The sequence below is a fragment of the Kitasatospora sp. NA04385 genome (genome assembly GCF_013364235.1).
GTDB lineage: Bacteria > Actinomycetota > Actinomycetes > Streptomycetales > Streptomycetaceae > Kitasatospora.
Map to the genome: position 1 here is coordinate 5617283 of NZ_CP054919.1, position 18664 is coordinate 5635946.

Genomic DNA, 18664 nt, shown 5'->3' on the forward strand with positions numbered 1-18664 from the left:
CGGTGTGGTGTCCCGTTCCGGTCCGCCGCTGCCCGCCCGTCTCCCCGCGTGTCCGCCCGCTCCAGTGAACGGAACCCTCCCGATGCCGTACGACCCGCCGACCCACAGTGTGGAGCGCTCCCTGCGCCAGTCCGGCGCCCGCGTGGTGGCCGGGCTGGACGAGGTCGGCCGGGGCGCCTGGGCCGGGCCGGTCATGGTCGGCGCCGCCGTCACCGGCCTGCGCCGCCCGCCGGAGGGGCTGACCGACTCCAAGCTGCTCACCGAGCGGCGCCGCAACGCGCTCGCCCCGGTCCTGGAGGGGTGGGTGACGGCGTACGCGATCGGCTCCGCCTCGGCCCGCGAGTGCGACGACCTCGGGATGACCGCCGCGCTCCGGCTGGCCGCCCTGCGCGCGCTGGAGGAGCTGCCGGTGCGGCCCGACGCGGTGATCCTGGACGGCAAGCACGACTACCTGGGCGGCCCCTGGAAGGTCCGCACGGTGATCAAGGGCGACCAGTCCTGCGTCTGCGTGTCCGCCGCCTCGGTGCTGGCCAAGGTCCGCCGGGACGCGTTGATGGCCGAACTCGGCGCCGACCACCCGGCGTTCGCCTTCGGGGAGAACGCCGGCTACCCCTCGCCGACGCACCGCGCCGCACTGGAGGAGCTCGGCCCCACCGAGCACCACCGGCTGTCCTGGTCCTACCTGGACGCCCTGCCGCGCTGGAGCCACCTCAAGCGGCAGCGCACCCCGGCCGACTCCGGCGAGCAACTCTCCCTGGGTTTCTGAGGATTTCCCGACCGCGCCGAACCCGCCCCACGGGCCGTTCCCGACCCCCGACGGCACCGTTTCCTGACGGTTCGTCAGAGTTTGTCCACTCGTCACCCGGGCGTCCTCGCCACCGTGCGCACAGTGCGCCAGACTTCCAAGTGGTGGGGTGCCCGTGCGCATCCGACCGGCATTTGATAGGAATCCGGGTATGCCTGTCTTCCCCGAGGAGCCGGAGATTCACGAGACGATCCCGGGCCCCGGCGTTCCCCTTCCCCACAAGTCGGACGCACCTGCCCCCCGTATGCCTTCCTCCACCGCCGTCGCCGCTCAGGTCCCGGGCCCCCGCCCCGGCCCGCCGCGACCCGCTCCGCCCCGTGCCGACCGTCCGGTCCCCGGCCCGCGGCCCCCGGCCCGTCCCAAGCCCGGCCCCGCGCCGCGCCCCGGTCGGCCGGAAGTCCAACTCCTGCCCGCCGCCGCAGCCGAGGCGATCGACCGTGCCGACGAGGCGGTCGACGCACTGCTGGAGTCCGGCCGCCGCCCCGGCGACGTGCTGGTCCTGACGGTCGGTGCGGCGCACCCCTGGCAGCAGCACGAGCTCAGCTTCGGCGAGGACCGCTACTGGTCGCAGCTCGCCGACGGCGGGGACGTGTTCTACGCCGACGCCGACACGGCGCGCCAGCTCCGCCGGGACGTGGTGGTCCTGGTGGTCAACGAGGGCCGCTCGGAGCAGGTGGCCGCCGCGGCGCGCAAGGCGCTGGAGCGGGCCGCGAAGCTCCTGGTGGTCTGCGGCGAGACGGACACCGTCGCCCCGCTGTTCGCCTGACCGGCGGGCCGTCCGCGGTGCCGCCCGGCACCGCGGACCGGCCTGACGCCCGGCGTCCGGCGTCTGACGCCGGGGAGCGGTGCGGGCCGTCGGCCGCGTTCCGTGGCCACCCGCTGTGTCCGTGCGTCCGTTCCGGGCTTCGCGCTTCCGGCCCGCTGTCTCCCTCCCGCTGTTTCCCGCCTTCGTGCGCTGTGCGTTGTGCCGTCCTGCGCGGCCGGGCTGTCCGGTCAGCGGGCGGCGGTGCGGCGGACGGGTCGGTCGTCGTGGGTGCCCTCCAGCGCGCGGACCGCGCTCAGCGAGGTGACCGGGGCGATCGGCGGCTGCTGGGCCGGTGGCGCCTCGGGCCGTTGTGCTCCGGGCGGCGGTGCCTCGGACCGCGGCACCTCGACCGGTGCGGCGGAGGCGTCGTGCGGGATGCGCGGCGGCAGTTCGGTGACGGTGTGGATCGGACCGAGCGTCCACGACCCGGAGTGCGGGTTGCGCCCGCGCCGGCCGTCGCCGAGGGACTGCCAGCCGGCCGGGGTGAGCGTCAGGTACGAGCCGCAGCGCAGCCCGTGCAGTTCGGCGGCGGCACGCAGCGCCCACATCCAGGCACCGTCCTGCTCGATCCAGTCCGGGCCGCCCTCGCGGCAGCGCAGCAGGACGGCGGTGCGGCTGGGGCTGTGGCGCTTCAGGTCGTGCGGAGTGATCCGCCGCAGATGGCCGAGCAGCGCGTTGCGGTGGTCCCACCCGTCGCTGAACTGCGGCCGGACGCCGAACGAGGCGGACGCCACCACTCGGTGCTCGGCGTTCAACACCGCGACCACCGTGGTGCCCGGCTGCGGGAGGTGCCGCTGGTGCAGTTCGGTGACGAACTCGCGGGGTGCCCGAAGGAGGGGCACGTCGTAGCCCTTCCACTCCGGCAGGGTGACGGTCCGGTGGCCGTCACAGCGGGAAGGACCTCGGTCGATGCCGTTGATCACGATCCTCCTTCCCGAGCCCGCGCCCCCTGGGGCGCGCGAGCGTACGCCGAAGGCCGAGGTCCGACGGACCGGGCACTGGATACCTTCCAATTCTCGGTGGAGAGCACTCCGAGCGGCAATGATGAAATGACGAACGCGGCCCGAAATCCCTGCTTCTGCCTGATATGTTCCACGCCCCCGACAGGGCCATTCGGCTGACCTGACGGTGAGCGGAGGGTGTACGGCCTGAAACGTTCCGGTGTACGCCCCTTCCGCACCCGGGCGTGTGCCCGCCCACGCCGCCCGGCCGGGCGGCCGACGCCCGAGACTTCCGGCCACTCACCGCCCGCCACGCCCCGCCCGCGCTCCTCCGCCCGCCCTTCTCGGCTTGCCGCCCTCCGAGCCCTGTGCCCTGCTCCCGGGGCCCGTTCCGGCTTCCTGCCTTCCGGCTTCCTGCCTTCCGGCTTCCTGCCTTCCGGCTTCCTGCCTTCCGGCTTCCTGCCTTCCGGCTTCCTGCCTTCCGGCTTCCTGCCTTCCGGCTTCCTGCCTTCCGGCTTCTGGGTTCTGGTTGCCCGGGCTGGCCTCAGCCCCGGACGGCGAGGACGAGCGGGAGCACGGCGGTGGCTCCGGCCTGGCGGAGCAGGCGGGCGGCGACCGTCAGTGTCCAGCCCGAATCCACCAGGTCGTCGACCAGCAGGACCGGACCCGGCGCGGCGGCCAGCGTCTCGGCCAGGCCGGGCGAGAGGGTGAGCGCCCCGGCGACCGAGCGCAGCCGCTGGGCGCTGTTGCTGCGCGGGCCGTGCGGCGGCTCCCCGGTGGCGTACTCGACCCGGCCGAGCAGGGGCATCCGGCCGATCGAGGCCAGCCCGCCGGCCAGGTCGGACACCAGGTGGGAGCGGGTGGAGGAATCGAGCGCGACCACCCCGACCGGACGGGCGAGCCGCTCGCCCTCCGGGCCGGCCGGCCCGGCCCAGCCGCCGGGGCCCTTGGCCCAGTCCGCGACCACCCCGACCATCGCGTCCAGCACCTCGCGCGGCAGCGGCCCGTCCGGGGAGCGCTCGTCCAGCAGCGAGCGCAGGCGGCCGCCCCAACCGATGTCGGACAGCCGGCCCAGGGCGCGCCCCGGCTCGGCCTGCTGGGCCGGGGCGATCCGGCCCTTGAGCGGGACGCCCAGGGACTCCATGCCGGTGGGCCACATCCGCCTGGTCTCGAAGGAGACGCCGGGGCGGCCGAGCGCGGCCCGGGCGGCGTCCAGCGATTCGGCGGAGACCTCGGCGGAGTGCCGGGGCGGGGAACAGCGGTCGCACCGGCCGCACGGTGCCGCCTCGGGGTCGTCGAGCTGGCGGCGCAGGAACTCCATCCGGCAGCCCTCGGTGGCCACGTACTCCCGCATCGCCTGCTGCTCGGCCTCGCGGGCCCGGGCGACCTTGGCGTACCGCGCGGCGTCGTACTGCCAGGGCTCCCCGGTGGACTCCCAGCCGCCGCGCACCCGGCGCACCGCGCCGTCCACGTCGAGCACCTTGAGCATCGTCTCCAGCCGGGTGCGGCGGAGGTCGACCGAGGTCTCCAGGGCGGCGGTGGAGAGCGGGCGGCCCGCCCCGGACAGCGCGTCCAGCGTGCGGCGGACCTGCTCCTCGGCGGGGAAGCCGATCGAGGCGAAGTACCGCCAGATCGCCTCGTCCTCCCGGCCCGGCAGCAGCAGGACCTCGGCCCGGTCGACGCCGCGGCCGGCCCGGCCGACCTGCTGGTAGTAGGCGATCGGGGAGCTGGGCGAGCCGAGGTGCACCACGAAGCCGAGGTCCGGCTTGTCGAAGCCCATGCCCAGCGCGGAGGTGGCGACCAGCGCCTTGACCCGGTTCTCCAGCAGCGCCGCCTCCGCCTCCCGGCGCTCCGCGTCCTCGGTCCGCCCGGAGTAGGAGGCGACCTGGTAGCCGCGTCCGCGCAGGAACTCGGTGACCTCCTCGGCGGCGGCCACCGTGAGGGTGTACACGATGCCGGAGCCGGGCAGGTCGGGCAGGTGGTCGGCGAGCCAGGCCAGCCGGTGCGCCGGGTCGGACAGCGGCAGCACGGCCAGGCTGAGGCTCTCCCGGTCCAGCGGTCCGCGCAGCACCAGGGCCTGTGCGTCGCCCGCGCCGGTGCCGAGCTGCTCCGCGACGTCCGCGGTGACCCGGGCGTTCGCGGTCGCCGTGGTCGCCAGCACCGGGACGCCGGGGGAGAGCTCGGCGAGCATGGTACGCAGCCGCCGGTAGTCGGGTCGGAAGTCGTGCCCCCAGTCGGAGATGCAGTGCGCCTCGTCCACCACCAGCAGACCGGTGGAGGCGGCGAGCTTGGGCAGCACGTGGTCGCGGAAGTCGGGGTTGTTCAGCCGCTCCGGGCTGACCAGGAGGACGTCGACCAGGCCGTCGGCGACCTCCTGCTGGATCTCCGACCACTCCTCGGGGTTGGCCGAGTTGATCGTCCGGGCACGGATGCCCGCCCGGGCGGCCGAGTCGACCTGGTTGCGCATCAGGGCGAGCAGCGGGGAGACGATCACCGTCGGGCCGGCGCCGCGGGCGCGCAGCAGCGCCGTGGCGATGAAGTAGACGGCGGACTTGCCCCAGCCGGTGCGCTGGACCACCAGGGCCCGGCGGCTGTCCACCACCAGTGCCTCGATGGCCCGCCACTGGTCCTCGCGCAGGGCGGCGCCGGGGCCGGCCAGGTCGCGCAGCACGGCTTCCGCGGCGGCCCGGACGGCGTCGCGGTCGGCGGGAGTGGTCGGGTGGAGTTCGCGCGTCTGCATGGGGTCATGGATACCGTGCGGCACGGACGGACCGCGAATGGCGGCCTGTGGACAGAGTGGCGTTCATCCGTTGATAGGCCCTCAAATCGCCGTGAGAACCGTGAAACGTAGGCCATTCGGGGGAGGAGATGCTGAACCCCCCGATTTATCCACAGGGTCGGACGAATTCTCCGCGGCCCGGCGCGATCCGGTCCAAGCTTCCGCCATGACCGCAGACGACCGTGCCACCACCCCCGCCCCGCATCCCGGCCACCTCCCGGTCCGGCTGCGCGGCCCCGCCGACATGGCGGAGATGCTCCCGTACCTGCTGGGCTTCTTCCCCGACGACAGCATCGTCGCGGTGGGCCTGCAGGGCTCCGCGCTCGACCAGGGCGGTGTGATCCGGATCGACATCCCGGAGGACCCCGCCGACTGGGAACGGACCGCGGAGGAATCCGCCCGGCTGCTGGTCGAGCTGTCCGAGCAGCGCGACCGCCGCCCCGTCCAAGTCCTGCTGTACCTGTGCCGGGATCCCGCCGGGAGCGCCGCCGCACCGGAGGACGGGCACGCCGTACTGACCGGGCTCCGCCCGCTGGCCGCCGCGCTCGCCCGGGCCTTCCAGGCCGAGCAGGTGGCCGTCAAGGAGTCGCTGTGCGTCTCGGCCGGCCGCTGGTGGTCCTTCCTGTGCACCGGGGTCGACTGCTGCCCGCCGGAGGGCACCCCGGTCCGGGCGGCCCACCAGCCGAGCCCGCTCGCCGCGGCGGCCGCCTTCGCCGGGCTCGCTCCGCGGGGCAGCCGCAAGGCGATCGTGGCCGGGCTGGCCGCGATCGGTCCACCGGGCTCCGAGACGCAGCGCCGGGCCCTGGAGGACGCCGGGCCGCCCTTCATCCGCGAGTTGGCCGGCCCCGGCGGCCGGGCGGCCGCCGTCGAGCGCACCGCCGGGCTGCTCGCCGAGGCGATGGCCGAGTTCCGGGCCGGAGCCCGCGAGCTGGACGCCGCCCGCACCGCCAGGCTGCTGATCGGCATGCAGGACAAGCTCGGCCGCGACCGCGCCGCCGAGTACGCCGAACCGGACGAACTCGCCGCCGCCCAGCGGCTGTGGCGGTTCCTGATCCAGCGCTGCGTCGACCCGTTCGAACACCTCGCGGCCCCGCCGCTGACCCTGCTGGCCTGGACGTCCTGGCTGGCCGACGACTCCGCCACGGCCCGGGTCGTGCTGGCCAGGGCGCTCGAACTGGAACCGGGCTACACCCTGGCCCAACTCCTCTACGAATCACTGAACTGCGGCGTCTCCCCGGACGCCCTGCTCCGGGTGGTCCGGCGCGAGCGCACCGCCAGACTGCGGGACGGGCAGTCCCCGCCCCCGCCCGAACTCCCGCCGACGGAAGCCCCGGTGGCCCCCGCCGACCCGGCGGGCCCCGTAGCTCCGGCGGACGGCGGCGGGGGAGCGGCCACGGGCGGCGGCGCCGTTCCCGCCTCCGCCAGCACCGTTCCTGCCGGTTCCGTTCCCGCTGGTTCCGGGCCGGGCCGACAGGGGACCGGGCCCGCACCGGAGCCGGAGCTGTCCCCGGACGAGCCGGGGTCCGGGCCGGGGCCGACAGGGCCGACTCCGGCCGACGGGCCGTCAGCCGCAGCCGTCCGGGGGCACCGTCCGCGCCCCCAGCGGGCCGCTCCGGCGGTCACCCGCGTCCGGCAGGTCCGAGCTCGCCCAAGCCGACACACGATCGGAGACTGACATGCGAATCCTCGACCCGCGGCGGCCCCGGGGCGCCGGGCTAGACCTCGCCGCGCGCCATCCGGATCAGCCGGTCCAGCACCGTCCGGCCGCTGGTCCGCACCCCGTCGTGCTCCCACTCGTTGGTGACCCAGACCCGGGTGCCGGCCACCGCGTCCGCGGTCTCCAGCGAGTGCGCCGTGTCCACGTACATGTCGTCGTGGTACACCGCCGCGTACACCGGTACCTGGTTCGACGCCAGGCGCGGCAGGTCGTACAGGTCGGGCCAGTCGGTGCGCTCCGCCAGCAGCTGCGCCGTCTCGCGCAGCGGCCGCAGCGCCGGATCGGTCTCGAACATCCAGGGGTGGATCATCTCGCCGCTGAACAGCACCGGCCCGTCCCCGGCCAGCGCCGCCTCGGCGTCGAACTCGGGGAACTCCTCGCGCACCCGCTCCGCCGACCACGCGGTGGCCCCGGCGTCGACCGAGCGCTGCCCGTAGATCGACTCGTGCAGGACGGCGTACAGGGGGTTCTGCGCGAAGGACAGGTGCGACTGCGCCCCGGCCAGGAAGGTGTCGGAGAGCTCCGGCCCGTCCGGCCCCTCCACCCAGGCTTCCTCCAGCAGGTAGTGCAGGACGTAGGAGCCGGAGCCGCCGCCCAGCAGGATGCCCAGCGCCTGGAACGCCCGCACGGTCAGCGTCCCGCCGTCGGGGAGGGTCGCGGGCCGCTCGACCAGGTGCGCCGCGATTCGCCGTACCGCCGCCACGTCCTGGGGGAAGCGCGCGTAGTGCCCGGCGTTCTTCCGGGCGACGCGCGGGTAGGCCGCGCGGTAGACCTCGTCCGCCGAGCGGCGCAGGCCGGCCAGGCCGCCGGTGACGAAGGCCTCGCGCAGGTGCTCCGGGGCCAGCGAGAGGTAGGTCAGGGTGCAGAAGCCGCCGAAGCTCTGCCCCAGCAGGCTCCACGTGCCGTCGGCGCCGAGCAGCTGGCGGCGGATCAGCTCGGCGTCTTGGACGATCGAGTCGGCGCGGAAGTGCGCCAGGTAGTCGGCCTGCTGCCGGGCGTCGCCGCGCCGGACCAGGGTCCGGCGGTTGGCGGGGGTGGAGCGCCCGGTGCCGCGCTGGTCCAGCAGCAGCACCCGGTAGTCGTCCAGCGCCCGGTCCAGCCAGCCGTCCCGGCCCATCGGCCGGTTGGCCTTCCCACCGGGGCCGCCCTGCAGGTACACCAGCCACGGCAGTTCGTCGTGCTCGCGTCCGGCGGCCACCACCTCGCGGGCGTAGACCTCGATCTCCTCGCCCCCGGGCGCACTGTGGTCCAGCGGCACCCGGAAGACGTGATCGATGGTGACGATTCCGGGGATGCGGCTGAGGGAGGACATGCAACTCCTAGGTGCGAGCTGGTCACAGGCTGGTTGCGGCGCCGATCACCGGGGTCACCGGTGCGTCCGCCGTCGTCCTCGCACCGTATCCTGACGTCGGACAGGAGCCGCCGGGGGGCGTCCGCCGCGTGCGGAGGACCCCGGACGGCGCCACGACACAGCGGGCGCCCCGGGTGCCGGTCGCGGAGCACCGAAGAACCGTCGGTACGCGGCCGCCTCCGACCGGACGTCCGCCGGACGGGCGTGACCTGGGGCAGGTGTGGTGCGTTCATTCTGCGGAACGCCGCCATCCGAACCGGCACCCCCGGGCCGACCGTGTGGGGCACCGGCCACGCGCTGTTCGACCTGGCGCGGCCGGTCTCCGGACGGCCCGGCACCCGGGCCGGAGCACCGCCCCGGCCGGGGCGGGGCACCGGCGCTCCGGTCCGACCCGAGTCAGAGCCGCGTGTTCCGGCGGCAGAGCAGCACAGTCCGCGATCGAGCACGCTCGCGGCCGACCGAGCCCGCAGCCCTCGGCCGGTCGGGGGGAGGAGAGCCCGGTGACCGACTCAAGGCCACCCCACGCAGCGCCCCAACCGCTGCCGCCCACCGGCCCGACGGCCCCGGGTCACGCCTCCGCGCCACCCGCCCGCCCGGTTGGCCCTCCGCCACCCCGCCAGACCACACCCCCGTACGGCACGCCCGCAGGCCCCGCCCCCGCAACGGCCGGGCCCGGCCCGGTGGTTCCCGGCACCCCGCCCTACGGCACGCCCCTGCCCGGCCCTTACGCGCCGGGCACCACCCCGCCCTACGGCACGCCGTCGGGTGCCGCCCACCCGTACATGCCCCCGGCGGCCACGCCCCCGTACGGCACTCCCGCCGGAGGTGTGCCGCCCCACCGGCCCGGTGGCACCCCGCCGTACGGCACCGTGACGCGCCCCGCCCCCGGCCACCCGGCGGCCCGGGCGGTGCGCCCGGGCCCAGGTCGGAGCAGGTGGCGGGCGCGCCCGCGGCCGGCCCGGTCCGGCCCGCCGGCCAGGCTGCGCCGCCGCGACCGCAGCCCTCCGCCGCGCACGACGTCCTGTGCGTCAACGCCCCCGGCATGGCGGCCTCCGGGCCGGACGGCCAACTGCGCGGCCAGGGCCTGCACGGCTTCTTCCGGCACGGCGTGCGCACCCTGGCCCGGATGGAACTGCGGCTGGGCGGCATGGAGCCGCTCCCGCTCCAGGGCATCCTGACGTCCACGGCGGCGGCCAGGTTCGTCGGTTCGGTGCGGGTCCCCGGAGACCTCGACCCGGATCCGGCGCTGACGGTCGAACGGCTGCGGCACGCCGACGGCGCGGAGACGGTGACGGTCCGCAACACGGGCGCCCGCCCGGCCCGGCTGCCGCTGGAGATCGCGCTCGGCACCGACCTCGGCCTGCTCACCGACATCGCCGCGGGCCGCCGTTCTGCCGACCTGCCGGGCCAGGTCCAGTCCTCCGGCCTGCGCTGGGTCGGCCAGGGCCGGGCGGCCACCGTCAGCGCGCGGCCCTCGCCGCACGCGGTGCTGGCCGGTGCGGGCGTGCTGCGCTGGGACTTGGAGGTCCAGCCCGGTGCCCGCTGGTCGGTCGACCTCCGCGCCGAACTGGAGACTTCGTCGACGGCGCGGCCGCCGACCGGGCGCGGCCCGGGCGTGCCGCTGCCCTGGTCCGAGCCCGAGGTCCGGGCCGACGACCGCCGGGCCGCCCGCCTGGTCGCCCGCGCCCTGGACTCGCTGGGCGGTTTGCTGCTCGCCGACGCGGACCGGCCGACCGACCTCTACACCGCCTCGGGCGCGCCCTGGCGTTTCGGCCTCACCGCCGCCGACGCGCTCTGGGCGGCCAGGATGACCCTGCCGCTCGGCACCCGGCTCGCCGCCGGCACCCTGCGGGCGGTCGCCCGCCGCCAGCACCAGGCCGCCCCGAACCAGGCCGCCCCGCACCCCGCCGCCGCGCCCCGGCTGGCCGAGTCGGCCCCGGGTGACGGCACGTCGGCTCTGGAGGGCGCCGGGCCGATGCCCGGGCACGCCCCCGGCCCGGCCGGCGGGGCGAACCCGTCCGGCGGTGAGACCGGTACGGCGGCGCAGACCATGGACGGCGTGATCCCCGGCCCACTGCGGCACGGCGGCCCCGAACTGCCCGCCAGTTGCACGGCGACGGAGGCGACCCTGCTGTTCGTCACGGTGCTGGCGGAGGCCTGGCGCTGGGGCATGCCCCGGGCCGAGGTCGCCGAACTGCTCCCGGCCGCCGAGCGGGCGCTCGGCGCGCTGCGGGCGGCGGTGGTGGACGGCCCGGACGGCCCGGTCGGGTTCGTCGCCGACTTCGGTCGCCCGGCGGAGGAGCGCGCCGCGCGCCCCGGCCCGGCCAGGTGCGAGGTCCAGGCCCAGGCCCACCGTGCGGCGCTCCAGGGGGCCGACCTGCTCGACGCCTTCGACCGGCCCGGCGCCGCCCAGTGGCGTTCCTGGGCGGCCGAGTTGAGAGAGCGGTTCCGCGAGCAGTTCTGGATCGACGACCTGTCCGGCGGCCGCCCGGCCGCCGCCCTGCTGGCCCCGGACCGGCCGGTACCGGCCGTCGCCTCCACCCTGGTGCACCTCTTCGACCTCGGCCTGGCCGCCGAGGGCGAACTGCACGAGGGCCTGCTCGACCGCGAGCAGACCAGGCTGCTGGCCCAGCGCCTGGTGGCCCCGGAACTCGACTGCGGCTGGGGCCTGCGCACCCTGAGCGCGAAGTCCCCGCGCTTCAACCCGCTCGGCCACCGCAGCGGCGCGGTCCGGGTCCAGGAGACCGCGCTCGCGGTCAGCGGCCTGGTGGACGCGGGGTTCGAGCGGGAGGCCGAAATGCTGCTGGAGGGCCTGCTGGAGGCGTCCGTGCACTTCGACGGCCGGCTGCCGGAGATGTACGCCGGAGAGCAGAAGGTCGCCGACTGCCCGCCCGTCCCGCACCCGGCGGCCTGCCGGCCGGCCGCGGTCTCCGCAGCGGCGGCCGTCCACCTGGTGCTCTCGCTGGCGGGCGTCCGCCCCGACGTCCCGTCCGGGCGGGTGGCCACCCGCCCGGCGAGCACGGCCCCCCTGGGCGCTCTGGAACTGACCGGCCTGCGGGTGGCCGGCGAGCCGTTCTCGGTCCGGGTCAGCCGGATCGGCGTCGCGGTCGTGGAGGAGGCACCGTCGTTCCTGCAACTCGCCGCCAGTTGAGCACCCCGTCCGTTGGGCACCCCGTCCGTCGAGTGCCCCGTTCGCCGAGCACCCCGTTCGCCGAGCACCCCGTCGGTCGAGTGCCCCGTTCGCTGAGCGTTCCGCCCGTCGGGGCACCTCACCGCACGCCCTGCCCCCGGGGAAAAGCGGCTGTCGTCTGTGATTATCGTCAGAGAGACGACTAAGATCGGCCGCATGTCGCGTTATGACCCGTCGGCCTTCCCCCCGTTCGCAGTCACGGTTGACCTCGTGGTGCTGACGGTGCGCGACCATGAGCTGTGCGCCCTGCTGGTGAAGCGCGGCGAGGCCCCGTTCCAGGGGTACTGGGCACTGCCGGGCGGCTTCGTGCGGCTGGACGAGGGCCTGGCCGAGGCGGCGTCCCGGGAGCTGGCGGAGGAGACCGGGCTGCGCGCCCAGTCGCTGCCGGGCAGCCTCCAGGCCGGGCAGACCCCCGCCGGTGCGCACCTGGAGCAGCTCGCCACCTACGGCCACCCGCAGCGGGACCCGCGGATGCGGGTGGTGAGCGTCGCGTACCTGGCCCTCGCCCCGGACCTGCCGTCGCCCCGCGCGGGCGGCGACGCCAGCAGCGCCAGGTGGGCCCCGGTGAGCGAACTGCTCGGCGCGGAGCGCAACGACGGGGTGCTGCTCGCGTTCGACCACGGCCAGATCCTGGCCGACGGGGTGGAGCGCGCCAGGTCGAAGATCGAGTACTCCTCGCTGGCGACGGCCTTCTGCCCGCCCGAGTTCACCGTCGGTGAGCTGCGCCGGGTCTACGAGGCGGTGTGGGGCGTGGTCCTCGACCCGCGCAACTTCCACCGCAAGGTGACCGGCACCCCCGGCTTCCTGCTCCCCTCCGGCGGTACCACGACCCGTCAGGGCGGCCGCCCCGCCCAGCTGTTCACCGCCGGCGGTGCCACCGTCCTCAACCCGCCGATGCTGCGCCCCGAGTCCTGATCCGGTCCCGGCCGGTGGCCGGTCGGCACCCGGCCCGGTCCGGTTCCGCAGACGCGGCCGATACCGTTGCCGCCAACGGGTGGTGACGGTCCGTGAGAAAGCCGTCAGCGCGGCGGCGGGGCTGTCCCCTGTACGGGTGAGGTCGGTGCCGACAACGTCCACGACCCATCCGTAATGCCTGGTTTCACCGCTTCCCCGTCCTACTGTGCAGGCTCAGGCCAGACGGACACCCCGGCCTGTCGGCGGGCGAGGGAGCGGGCAGCGATGATCCAGATCACCGGACTGACCAAGGCGTACCGGCGGGGGCGTCCTCCCGCGCTGCTGGACCTGACGTTCGACGCCCGTCCGGGGATGGTCACCGTGCTGCTCGGGGACGAGGGGGCGGGCAAGTCGACCGCGCTGCGGCTGATGGTGGAACTCGAACGGGGCCACGGCCTCACTCTGTTCGACGGCCGGACGTACCGGCGGATCCGGCGTCCGGAGCGGGAGATCGGCGTCCTGCTGCCCGCCGGTCGGCCGGAGGCCGGGCACCCGGGCCAGCGGGCCCGGGCCCACCTGCGGATGCTGGCCGGTGCGGTCGGCGTCCCGGCCCGCCGGGCCGACGACCTGCTGGAGCAGACCCGGCTCGCCGCCGTCGCCGACCACCGGATCGGCACCTTCTCGCCCGGCATGCACCGCCGCCTCGCGCTGGCCGCCGCCCTGCTCGGGAACCCCTCGACGCTGCTGCTGGACGCCCCCACCGAGGGACTGTCGCCCAGCAACGAGGAGTGGTTCGGGGCCTTCCTGCGCTCCTTCGCCCTCTCCGGCGGCACCGTGCTGACGACCACCCGCGCTCCCGAGGAGGCCGCCGCCCTTGCCGACCGGGTGATCACCCTGGATACCGGCCGGCTGGCCGCCGACCAGCCGGTGGCGGAGTTCCGCCGCACCCGGCTGTATCCCGAAGTCCTGGTCCGGGGCCCGCAGATGGCCCGGCTCGCCGACCTGTTGGTCGCCCAGGGCGGCCAAGTCCGGCGGGACGGCGGTGCCGGCCTGGCCGTGAGCGGCATCGACCGCACCGAGATCGGCGAACTCGCCTACCGCAACGGCATCCTGCTGCACGAACTGGCCGACCGGGTGGTGCGGCGTCCCGTCGCTTACCCGTCGGCCCTGCCCACCGGTTCGGGACGTTCGGGCCGGGTGTCGGTCCGGACGGTCCGCCAGGGCACGGCCCGCCCGGAGGAGAACAGCCGGGAGGAGAACAGCCGGGAGGAGAACAGCCGGGAAGGCGCGGAGCGGGAGGCGGACGTTCGGGACGCCGCCGGGCAGCCGACCGCCGATTCCGGTGCGCCCCGCCCCGCGACCGTCGGGCGCCCGGCCGGGCCGGAGCCGGAGCGCCTGATCGACCACCGCAACCTCCAGGCCGGCCGCTGGGCCGCCGCCGCGCTCGTGCCCGACCCGTCCGTCCAGCCCCAGCCCCAGACCCAGACCCAGGTTCAGGTTCAGGAACAGGCGAAGGTGCAGGTACAGGCGCAGGTTTCGACCGGGACCGCATCCGTGCCCGCACCCGCACCTCCCGCCCAAGCCGTACCGGCACCAGCGTCAACACCGGTACCAGCGCCGGAGCCCACCGTCGACCTGACCAGGCGGACGCCCCGCGGGGCCTCCGCGCTCGGCCGTCCGGCGGCGTCTCCCGCGGAGCCGGCCCCGGTGGGGCAGCGGGTGACGGAGACGCGGGCGACGGAGACACGGGTGACGGAGACGCGGTCCGTCGAGGCGGTGTCCGAGGTGCGGGGCGGCAACCGGGACGGGGACCGGGTGGCGCGGCCGGACGTGGCCGAGGCTGAGCACCTGTCCGCCAACCCGACCGACGCGGAGCTGCTGACTCCCGCCCGGATCAGGGGAGTCGGCCGCCCACAGGCCCCGACCCCCGTCCGTCCGATGCCGGGGCGCCCCTGGTCGGCGGGGTCCACGGGGCTGCGTCCGGCCGAGCCGGCGGGGCGGTCGCGGGAGCCGGGTGCGGCGGATGCGCGAGGGACGGCGCCCGGTGGCGCCGACGACGAGAACGGGAGTGAGTGACCGTGCGGTTGGTGGCGAGTGAGGTGCGTCGGCTGCGCGGGGTGCGCGCCACCTGGGTGGTGGTTGCGGCCGCGGTGGTGCTGAACGCGGCGGTGGCGGCGTTCACCGCGATCCGGCTGCCGGCCGGGGAGTTGGCGACGGCGGACGCGGTGCGCTCGGTCGCGGCGGTGGTGCCCGTCCTGCCGCTGCCGCTGACCGCGCTCGCGGCGGCGGTGCTCGGCGCGCTCGCCTACGGCAACGAGACCCGATGGCCCGGCCTGCCCGCCTCGCGGGTGACCCTGGGGCGCCGACTGTCCGCGCTGCTGGCGAAGTCGCTGGTGGTGGGCGCGGCGGCGGTCCTGCTGGCCGTGGTCACCCTCGGCCTGAACGCCCTCGTGGCGCGGCTCGCGCTGCCCGCCGCGGTGGACGCCTCGACGCTGCTCGACCCGGCCGGTCTGCCCGCGGCCCCGTTCGCGACGGGCGGGATCGGCCGTCCGCTGGCGGCGTTCCTGGTCCTGGCGGTGGCGGGTGGCTGGGCCGGCCTGCTGATCACCTCGCTGGTGCGCAGCGCCGTCGTCGGCATCCTGCTGACCTGCGCGCTGCCCGCCCTGCTGGAGCCCACCTCCGGCCTGCTGCTGCACCGCACCGGTCGCAACTGGCCGGTCTGGGTGCGGGAGTTGATGCCCTTCCAGTACGGGCTGGACCTGGTCCGCAGCGCCGCCGACCGGACCGCGGGCGCGTTGGACGGCGTGGTGGTCGCCGCGCTGCTCGCCCCGGCCGCCCTGCTGGTACTCGCCGCGGTCCTGGCCCAACTGCGCCGCCGGAGCCTGTGACCCCGGCGGCCCCGGCGGCCCCGGCGGCCCCGACAGACCCGACGGACCCGGGCCGACGGAAAGGCGGGAAGGCGGGAAGGCCAGGAAGGCCGGAAGGTCGGGAAGCGTTGCTCGGAAGGGCCCTGACGGCGTGACAGCCGGGGCGGGTGGAACGGGCGGGGAAAACGGCATCGGATGACCGGTATGCGCATTTACGACTGATAAGAAGTCAATTATCCAGACACGGTCGATCACCCTTTCGTGTGCTTTTCAGGAGAATGCTCAAGGCGGCTCCGCCGATCGCCGACAAAGGATGGCGTGAGTACCCTTGCGCACCCCACCGTGACCGCCGCCCGTCAGGCCGAGTCGATCTCCGCCTCCGAGTTGGACCGTTTCCCGTACGCCGACCGCCCGACCCCGCCCGCCCCCCGCTGGGAGGGGGCGGAGAGCGACCTCGCCCGGGTCGGTCGGAAGACCACCAGCAGCCGCGGCCGCGGCCTGCACGGCCAGCTGGTCCAGCAGCTCGGCCAGATGATCGTCTCCGGCGACCTGGGCGCCGACCGCCCGCTGGTGCCGGAGGAGATCGGCCAGCGCTTCGAGGTCTCCCGCACCGTGGTGCGCGAGTCGCTCCGGGTGCTGGAGGCCAAGGGCCTGGTCTCGGCCCGGCCGAACGTCGGCACCCGGGTCCGCCCGGTGAGCGACTGGAACCTGCTCGACCCCGACATCATCGAGTGGCGCGCCTTCGGCCCGCAGCGCGACGAGCAGCGCCGCGAGCTGTTCGAGCTGCGCTGGGCGATCGAGCCGCTGGCCGCGCGGCTGGCCGCCGGGCACGGCCGGGAGGACGTCCAGCACCGGCTGGTCGAGCTGACCGAGATCATGGGCCAGGCCGGCAGCCAGGGCGACCTGGTCAGCTACTCCCGGGCCGACGCCGAGCTGCACGGGCTGGTGCTGCAGATGGCCGGGAACCGGATGCTGGAGCACCTGTCCGGGATCGTGGCCGGTGCGCTCCAGGTCTCCGGCGGCTCCGGCACCACCTGCGAGCGGCCGTCCGAGTCGGCGGTCAGCCTGCACGCCCGGCTGGTGGACGCGCTCGGCACCGGTGACGGCACCGCCGCCGAGGCCGCCGTCCGCGCGCTGCTCACCGTCCACCCGGACATCGAGCACTCCGTCCCCGCGCCGCGCGAGCACTGAGCGGTCCACCCCCCGACCGACCCTCGGACCGGATGGCCCTTCCGCTGCCGCACCCGTGCAGCCGAGGGGCCATCGGCACACCGGGGCCCGCCCGCTCCGCCCGCCGCACCCGTCGCACCCGCTCCGCCGACCTCGCCCGTCCCACCGGCCCCGCCCGTTCGACGGAGAGCCCCCCACCGCCCGGAGCCCCCGGAGCCCCCCGCAGGCTCTCGCAGCCCCCCGCGGATAGGCCGCTCGGGGCAGCCCGTACCGGCCGTCGGGTGGTGTGACGGGCGCCACGACGGGCATGCGTAACACTTGAGGGGCGGCAGCGATGTGTACGGAGCGGAAGCAGCTCCGGAATATCACCACCAGCCGATCGGCTGTGGTGGTCCGCGGCGCTGCTGCCGTCCTGCAGACCCCGGTCACCGTCCACCCGCCCGAGCAGTCGGGCCGGTCGGTGCGGGTTCGTGTCCACTCATCGTCCGAGAGGTTGTTCGTGTCGGCCAGCACATCCCGTTCGCTTCCCCCCGAGATCGCCGAGTCCGCGGCACTGCTGGCGCTCATCGAGCGGGGCAAGGCCCAGGGGCAGATCGCCGGTGACGACGTGCGCCACGCGTTCGAGGCGGACCAGATCCCGGTCACCAAGTGGAAGAACGTCATGCGCAGCCTCAACCAGGTGCTGATTGAGGAGGGGGTGGAGCTGATGGTCAGCGCGGCCGAGCCGGCCGGCGCCAAGCGCAAGAGCGTCGCGGCCAAGAGCACCACCAAGCGCACCGCGACCAAGGCGGTCACCACCCGCACGCCGGTCGCCCAGACCAAGCCCCCGGTGCGGATCGCCCCCGCGGCGAACATCGCCCCGCCCGTCTCCGTGACCGCCTCGGTGACCAGCGCCGAGGTCACCGTCGTCGAGACCATCGACGTCTCCGAGGCCAAGGCCGCCGTCAAGAAGGCCGCCGCCCCGGCGAAGAAGGCGGTGGCCAAGAAGGCCGCCGCCCCCGCCAAGAAGACCGCGGCCAAGAAGACCGCCTCCGCGGCCAAGCCCGGCGCCAAGGGCGACGAGGAGGCCATCGGCGAGGAGGAGCTCCTCGAGGACGTGGCCCTGCCCGGCGACGGCAAGGAGGGCGAGGCCGAGGAGGAGACCGACCAGGGCTTCGTGCTCTCGGACGACGACGAGGACGACGCCCCGGCCCAGCAGGTCGCCGTGGCCGGTGCCACCGCCGACCCGGTCAAGGACTACCTCAAGCAGATCGGCAAGGTCCCGCTGCTCAACGCCGAGCAGGAGGTCGAGCTCGCCAAGCGGATCGAGGCCGGCCTGTTCGCCGAGGACAAGCTGAGCCAGGCCGACAAGCTCGCCCCGAAGCTCAAGCGCGAGCTGGAGATCATCGCCGAGGACGGCCGCCGCGCCAAGAACCACCTGCTGGAGGCCAACCTCCGCCTGGTGGTCTCGCTGGCCAAGCGCTACACCGGCCGCGGCATGCTCTTCCTGGACCTGATCCAGGAGGGCAACCTCGGTCTGATCCGCGCGGTCGAGAAGTTCGACTACACCAAGGGCTACAAGTTCTCCACCTACGCGACCTGGTGGATCCGGCAGGCGATCACCCGCGCCATGGCCGACCAGGCCCGCACCATCCGCATCCCGGTGCACATGGTCGAGGTCATCAACAAGCTCGCCCGCGTGCAGCGCCAGATGCTCCAGGACCTGGGCCGCGAGCCCACCCCGGAGGAGCTGGCCAAGGAACTCGACATGACCCCCGAGAAGGTCATCGAGGTCCAGAAGTACGGCCGCGAGCCGATCTCGCTGCACACCCCGCTCGGCGAGGACGGCGACAGCGAGTTCGGTGACCTGATCGAGGACTCCGAGGCGGTCGTCCCGGCCGACGCGGTCTCCTTCACCCTGCTCCAGGAGCAGCTGCACTCCGTGCTGGACACCCTGTCCGAGCGCGAGGCGGGCGTGGTCTCCATGCGCTTCGGCCTGACCGACGGCCAGCCGAAGACGCTGGACGAGATCGGCAAGGTCTACGGCGTGACGCGCGAGCGCATCCGTCAGATCGAGTCGAAGACCATGTCGAAGCTCCGCCACCCGTCGCGTTCCCAGGTGCTGCGCGACTACCTGGACTGACCGGCCCGGTCGGCCCGAGTCAC

Annotated in this window: 12 protein-coding genes; 9 read left to right on the top strand and 3 right to left on the bottom strand. The window is 75.2% G+C overall.

Going from position 1 to position 18664, the window contains the following annotated elements; genetic code table 11:
- The first annotated feature begins 82 nt into the window (after positions 1 to 82).
- Both HUT16_RS25025 and HUT16_RS25030 read left to right on the top strand, forming a co-directional pair.
- The gene (locus tag HUT16_RS25025) at positions 83 to 766 is read left to right on the top strand and encodes a ribonuclease HII (RefSeq protein ID WP_176190305.1); all 684 of its coding nucleotides are present in this window, start codon (positions 83 to 85) and stop codon (positions 764 to 766) included.
- Between the two features lie 283 nt (positions 767 to 1049).
- Positions 1050 to 1571 carry a hypothetical protein gene (locus HUT16_RS25030; RefSeq protein WP_368662711.1) on the top strand — a complete coding sequence of 174 codons (522 nt, stop codon included), beginning with the start codon at positions 1050 to 1052 and terminating at the stop codon, positions 1569 to 1571.
- A 227-nt stretch (positions 1572 to 1798) separates the two neighbouring features.
- Here HUT16_RS25030 and HUT16_RS25035 read toward each other — a convergent pair whose 3' ends face one another.
- A complete protein-coding gene (locus HUT16_RS25035; protein WP_176190307.1) occupies positions 1799 to 2533 on the bottom strand; it encodes a hypothetical protein in 735 nt (244 codons plus the stop codon).
- A 562-nt stretch (positions 2534 to 3095) separates the two neighbouring features.
- On the bottom strand, positions 3096 to 5291 hold the full coding sequence (locus HUT16_RS25040) for a RecQ family ATP-dependent DNA helicase (protein ID WP_176190308.1): 2196 nt from the start codon (positions 5289 to 5291) through the stop codon (positions 3096 to 3098).
- A 205-nt stretch (positions 5292 to 5496) separates the two neighbouring features.
- Here HUT16_RS25040 and HUT16_RS25045 point away from each other — a divergent pair, with 205 nt between their 5' ends.
- Positions 5497 to 7005, top strand: coding sequence for a DUF4192 domain-containing protein (locus HUT16_RS25045; protein ID WP_176190309.1), 1509 nt, complete (start codon positions 5497 to 5499; stop codon positions 7003 to 7005).
- A gap of 40 nt (positions 7006 to 7045) precedes the next feature.
- On the opposite strand, the gene HUT16_RS25050 is transcribed toward HUT16_RS25045, so the two are convergent.
- Positions 7046 to 8359, bottom strand: coding sequence for an alpha/beta fold hydrolase (locus HUT16_RS25050; protein ID WP_176190310.1), 1314 nt, complete (start codon positions 8357 to 8359; stop codon positions 7046 to 7048).
- A 973-nt stretch (positions 8360 to 9332) separates the two neighbouring features.
- On the opposite strand from HUT16_RS25050, the gene HUT16_RS25055 reads away from it, so the two are divergent.
- The 6 genes from HUT16_RS25055 (at position 9333) to HUT16_RS25080 (ending at position 18641) form a co-directional block, all read left to right on the top strand.
- On the top strand, positions 9333 to 11549 hold the full coding sequence (locus tag HUT16_RS25055; RefSeq protein WP_176190311.1) for a glycogen debranching N-terminal domain-containing protein: 2217 nt from the start codon (positions 9333 to 9335) through the stop codon (positions 11547 to 11549).
- A 195-nt stretch (positions 11550 to 11744) separates the two neighbouring features.
- Positions 11745 to 12503, top strand: coding sequence for an NUDIX domain-containing protein (locus HUT16_RS25060; protein WP_176190312.1), 759 nt, complete (start codon positions 11745 to 11747; stop codon positions 12501 to 12503).
- 264 nt (positions 12504 to 12767) lie between these two features.
- Complete coding sequence (locus HUT16_RS25065) at positions 12768 to 14558, top strand: ATP-binding cassette domain-containing protein (protein ID WP_176190313.1); 1791 nt, start codon at positions 12768 to 12770, stop codon at positions 14556 to 14558.
- Positions 14559 to 14569: 11 nt separating this feature from the next.
- A complete protein-coding gene (locus HUT16_RS25070) occupies positions 14570 to 15370 on the top strand; it encodes a hypothetical protein (protein ID WP_176190314.1) in 801 nt (266 codons plus the stop codon).
- A gap of 297 nt (positions 15371 to 15667) precedes the next feature.
- Positions 15668 to 16540, top strand: a complete 873-nt coding sequence (locus tag HUT16_RS25075) for a FadR/GntR family transcriptional regulator (RefSeq protein WP_176190315.1) — start codon at positions 15668 to 15670, stop codon at positions 16538 to 16540.
- Between the two features lie 472 nt (positions 16541 to 17012).
- Positions 17013 to 18641 carry an RNA polymerase sigma factor gene (locus HUT16_RS25080; RefSeq protein ID WP_176190316.1) on the top strand — a complete coding sequence of 543 codons (1629 nt, stop codon included), beginning with the start codon at positions 17013 to 17015 and terminating at the stop codon, positions 18639 to 18641.
- The last annotated feature ends 23 nt before the right edge of the window (positions 18642 to 18664 follow it).

What these genes read in the sequence shown, in the direction of transcription:
- HUT16_RS25060 (WP_176190312.1), top strand. Translation starts at nt 11,745, where the DNA reads ATGTCGCGTTATGACCCGTCGGCCTTCCCCCCGTTCGCAGTCACGGTT.
- HUT16_RS25025 (WP_176190305.1), top strand. Translation starts at nt 83, where the DNA reads ATGCCGTACGACCCGCCGACCCACAGTGTGGAGCGCTCCCTGCGCCAG.
- HUT16_RS25040 (WP_176190308.1), bottom strand. Translation starts at nt 5,291, where the DNA reads ATGCAGACGCGCGAACTCCACCCGACCACTCCCGCCGACCGCGACGCC.
- HUT16_RS25050 (WP_176190310.1), bottom strand. Translation starts at nt 8,359, where the DNA reads ATGTCCTCCCTCAGCCGCATCCCCGGAATCGTCACCATCGATCACGTC.
- HUT16_RS25030 (WP_368662711.1), top strand. Translation starts at nt 1,050, where the DNA reads ATGCCTTCCTCCACCGCCGTCGCCGCTCAGGTCCCGGGCCCCCGCCCC.
- HUT16_RS25045 (WP_176190309.1), top strand. Translation starts at nt 5,497, where the DNA reads ATGACCGCAGACGACCGTGCCACCACCCCCGCCCCGCATCCCGGCCAC.
- HUT16_RS25065 (WP_176190313.1), top strand. Translation starts at nt 12,768, where the DNA reads ATGATCCAGATCACCGGACTGACCAAGGCGTACCGGCGGGGGCGTCCT.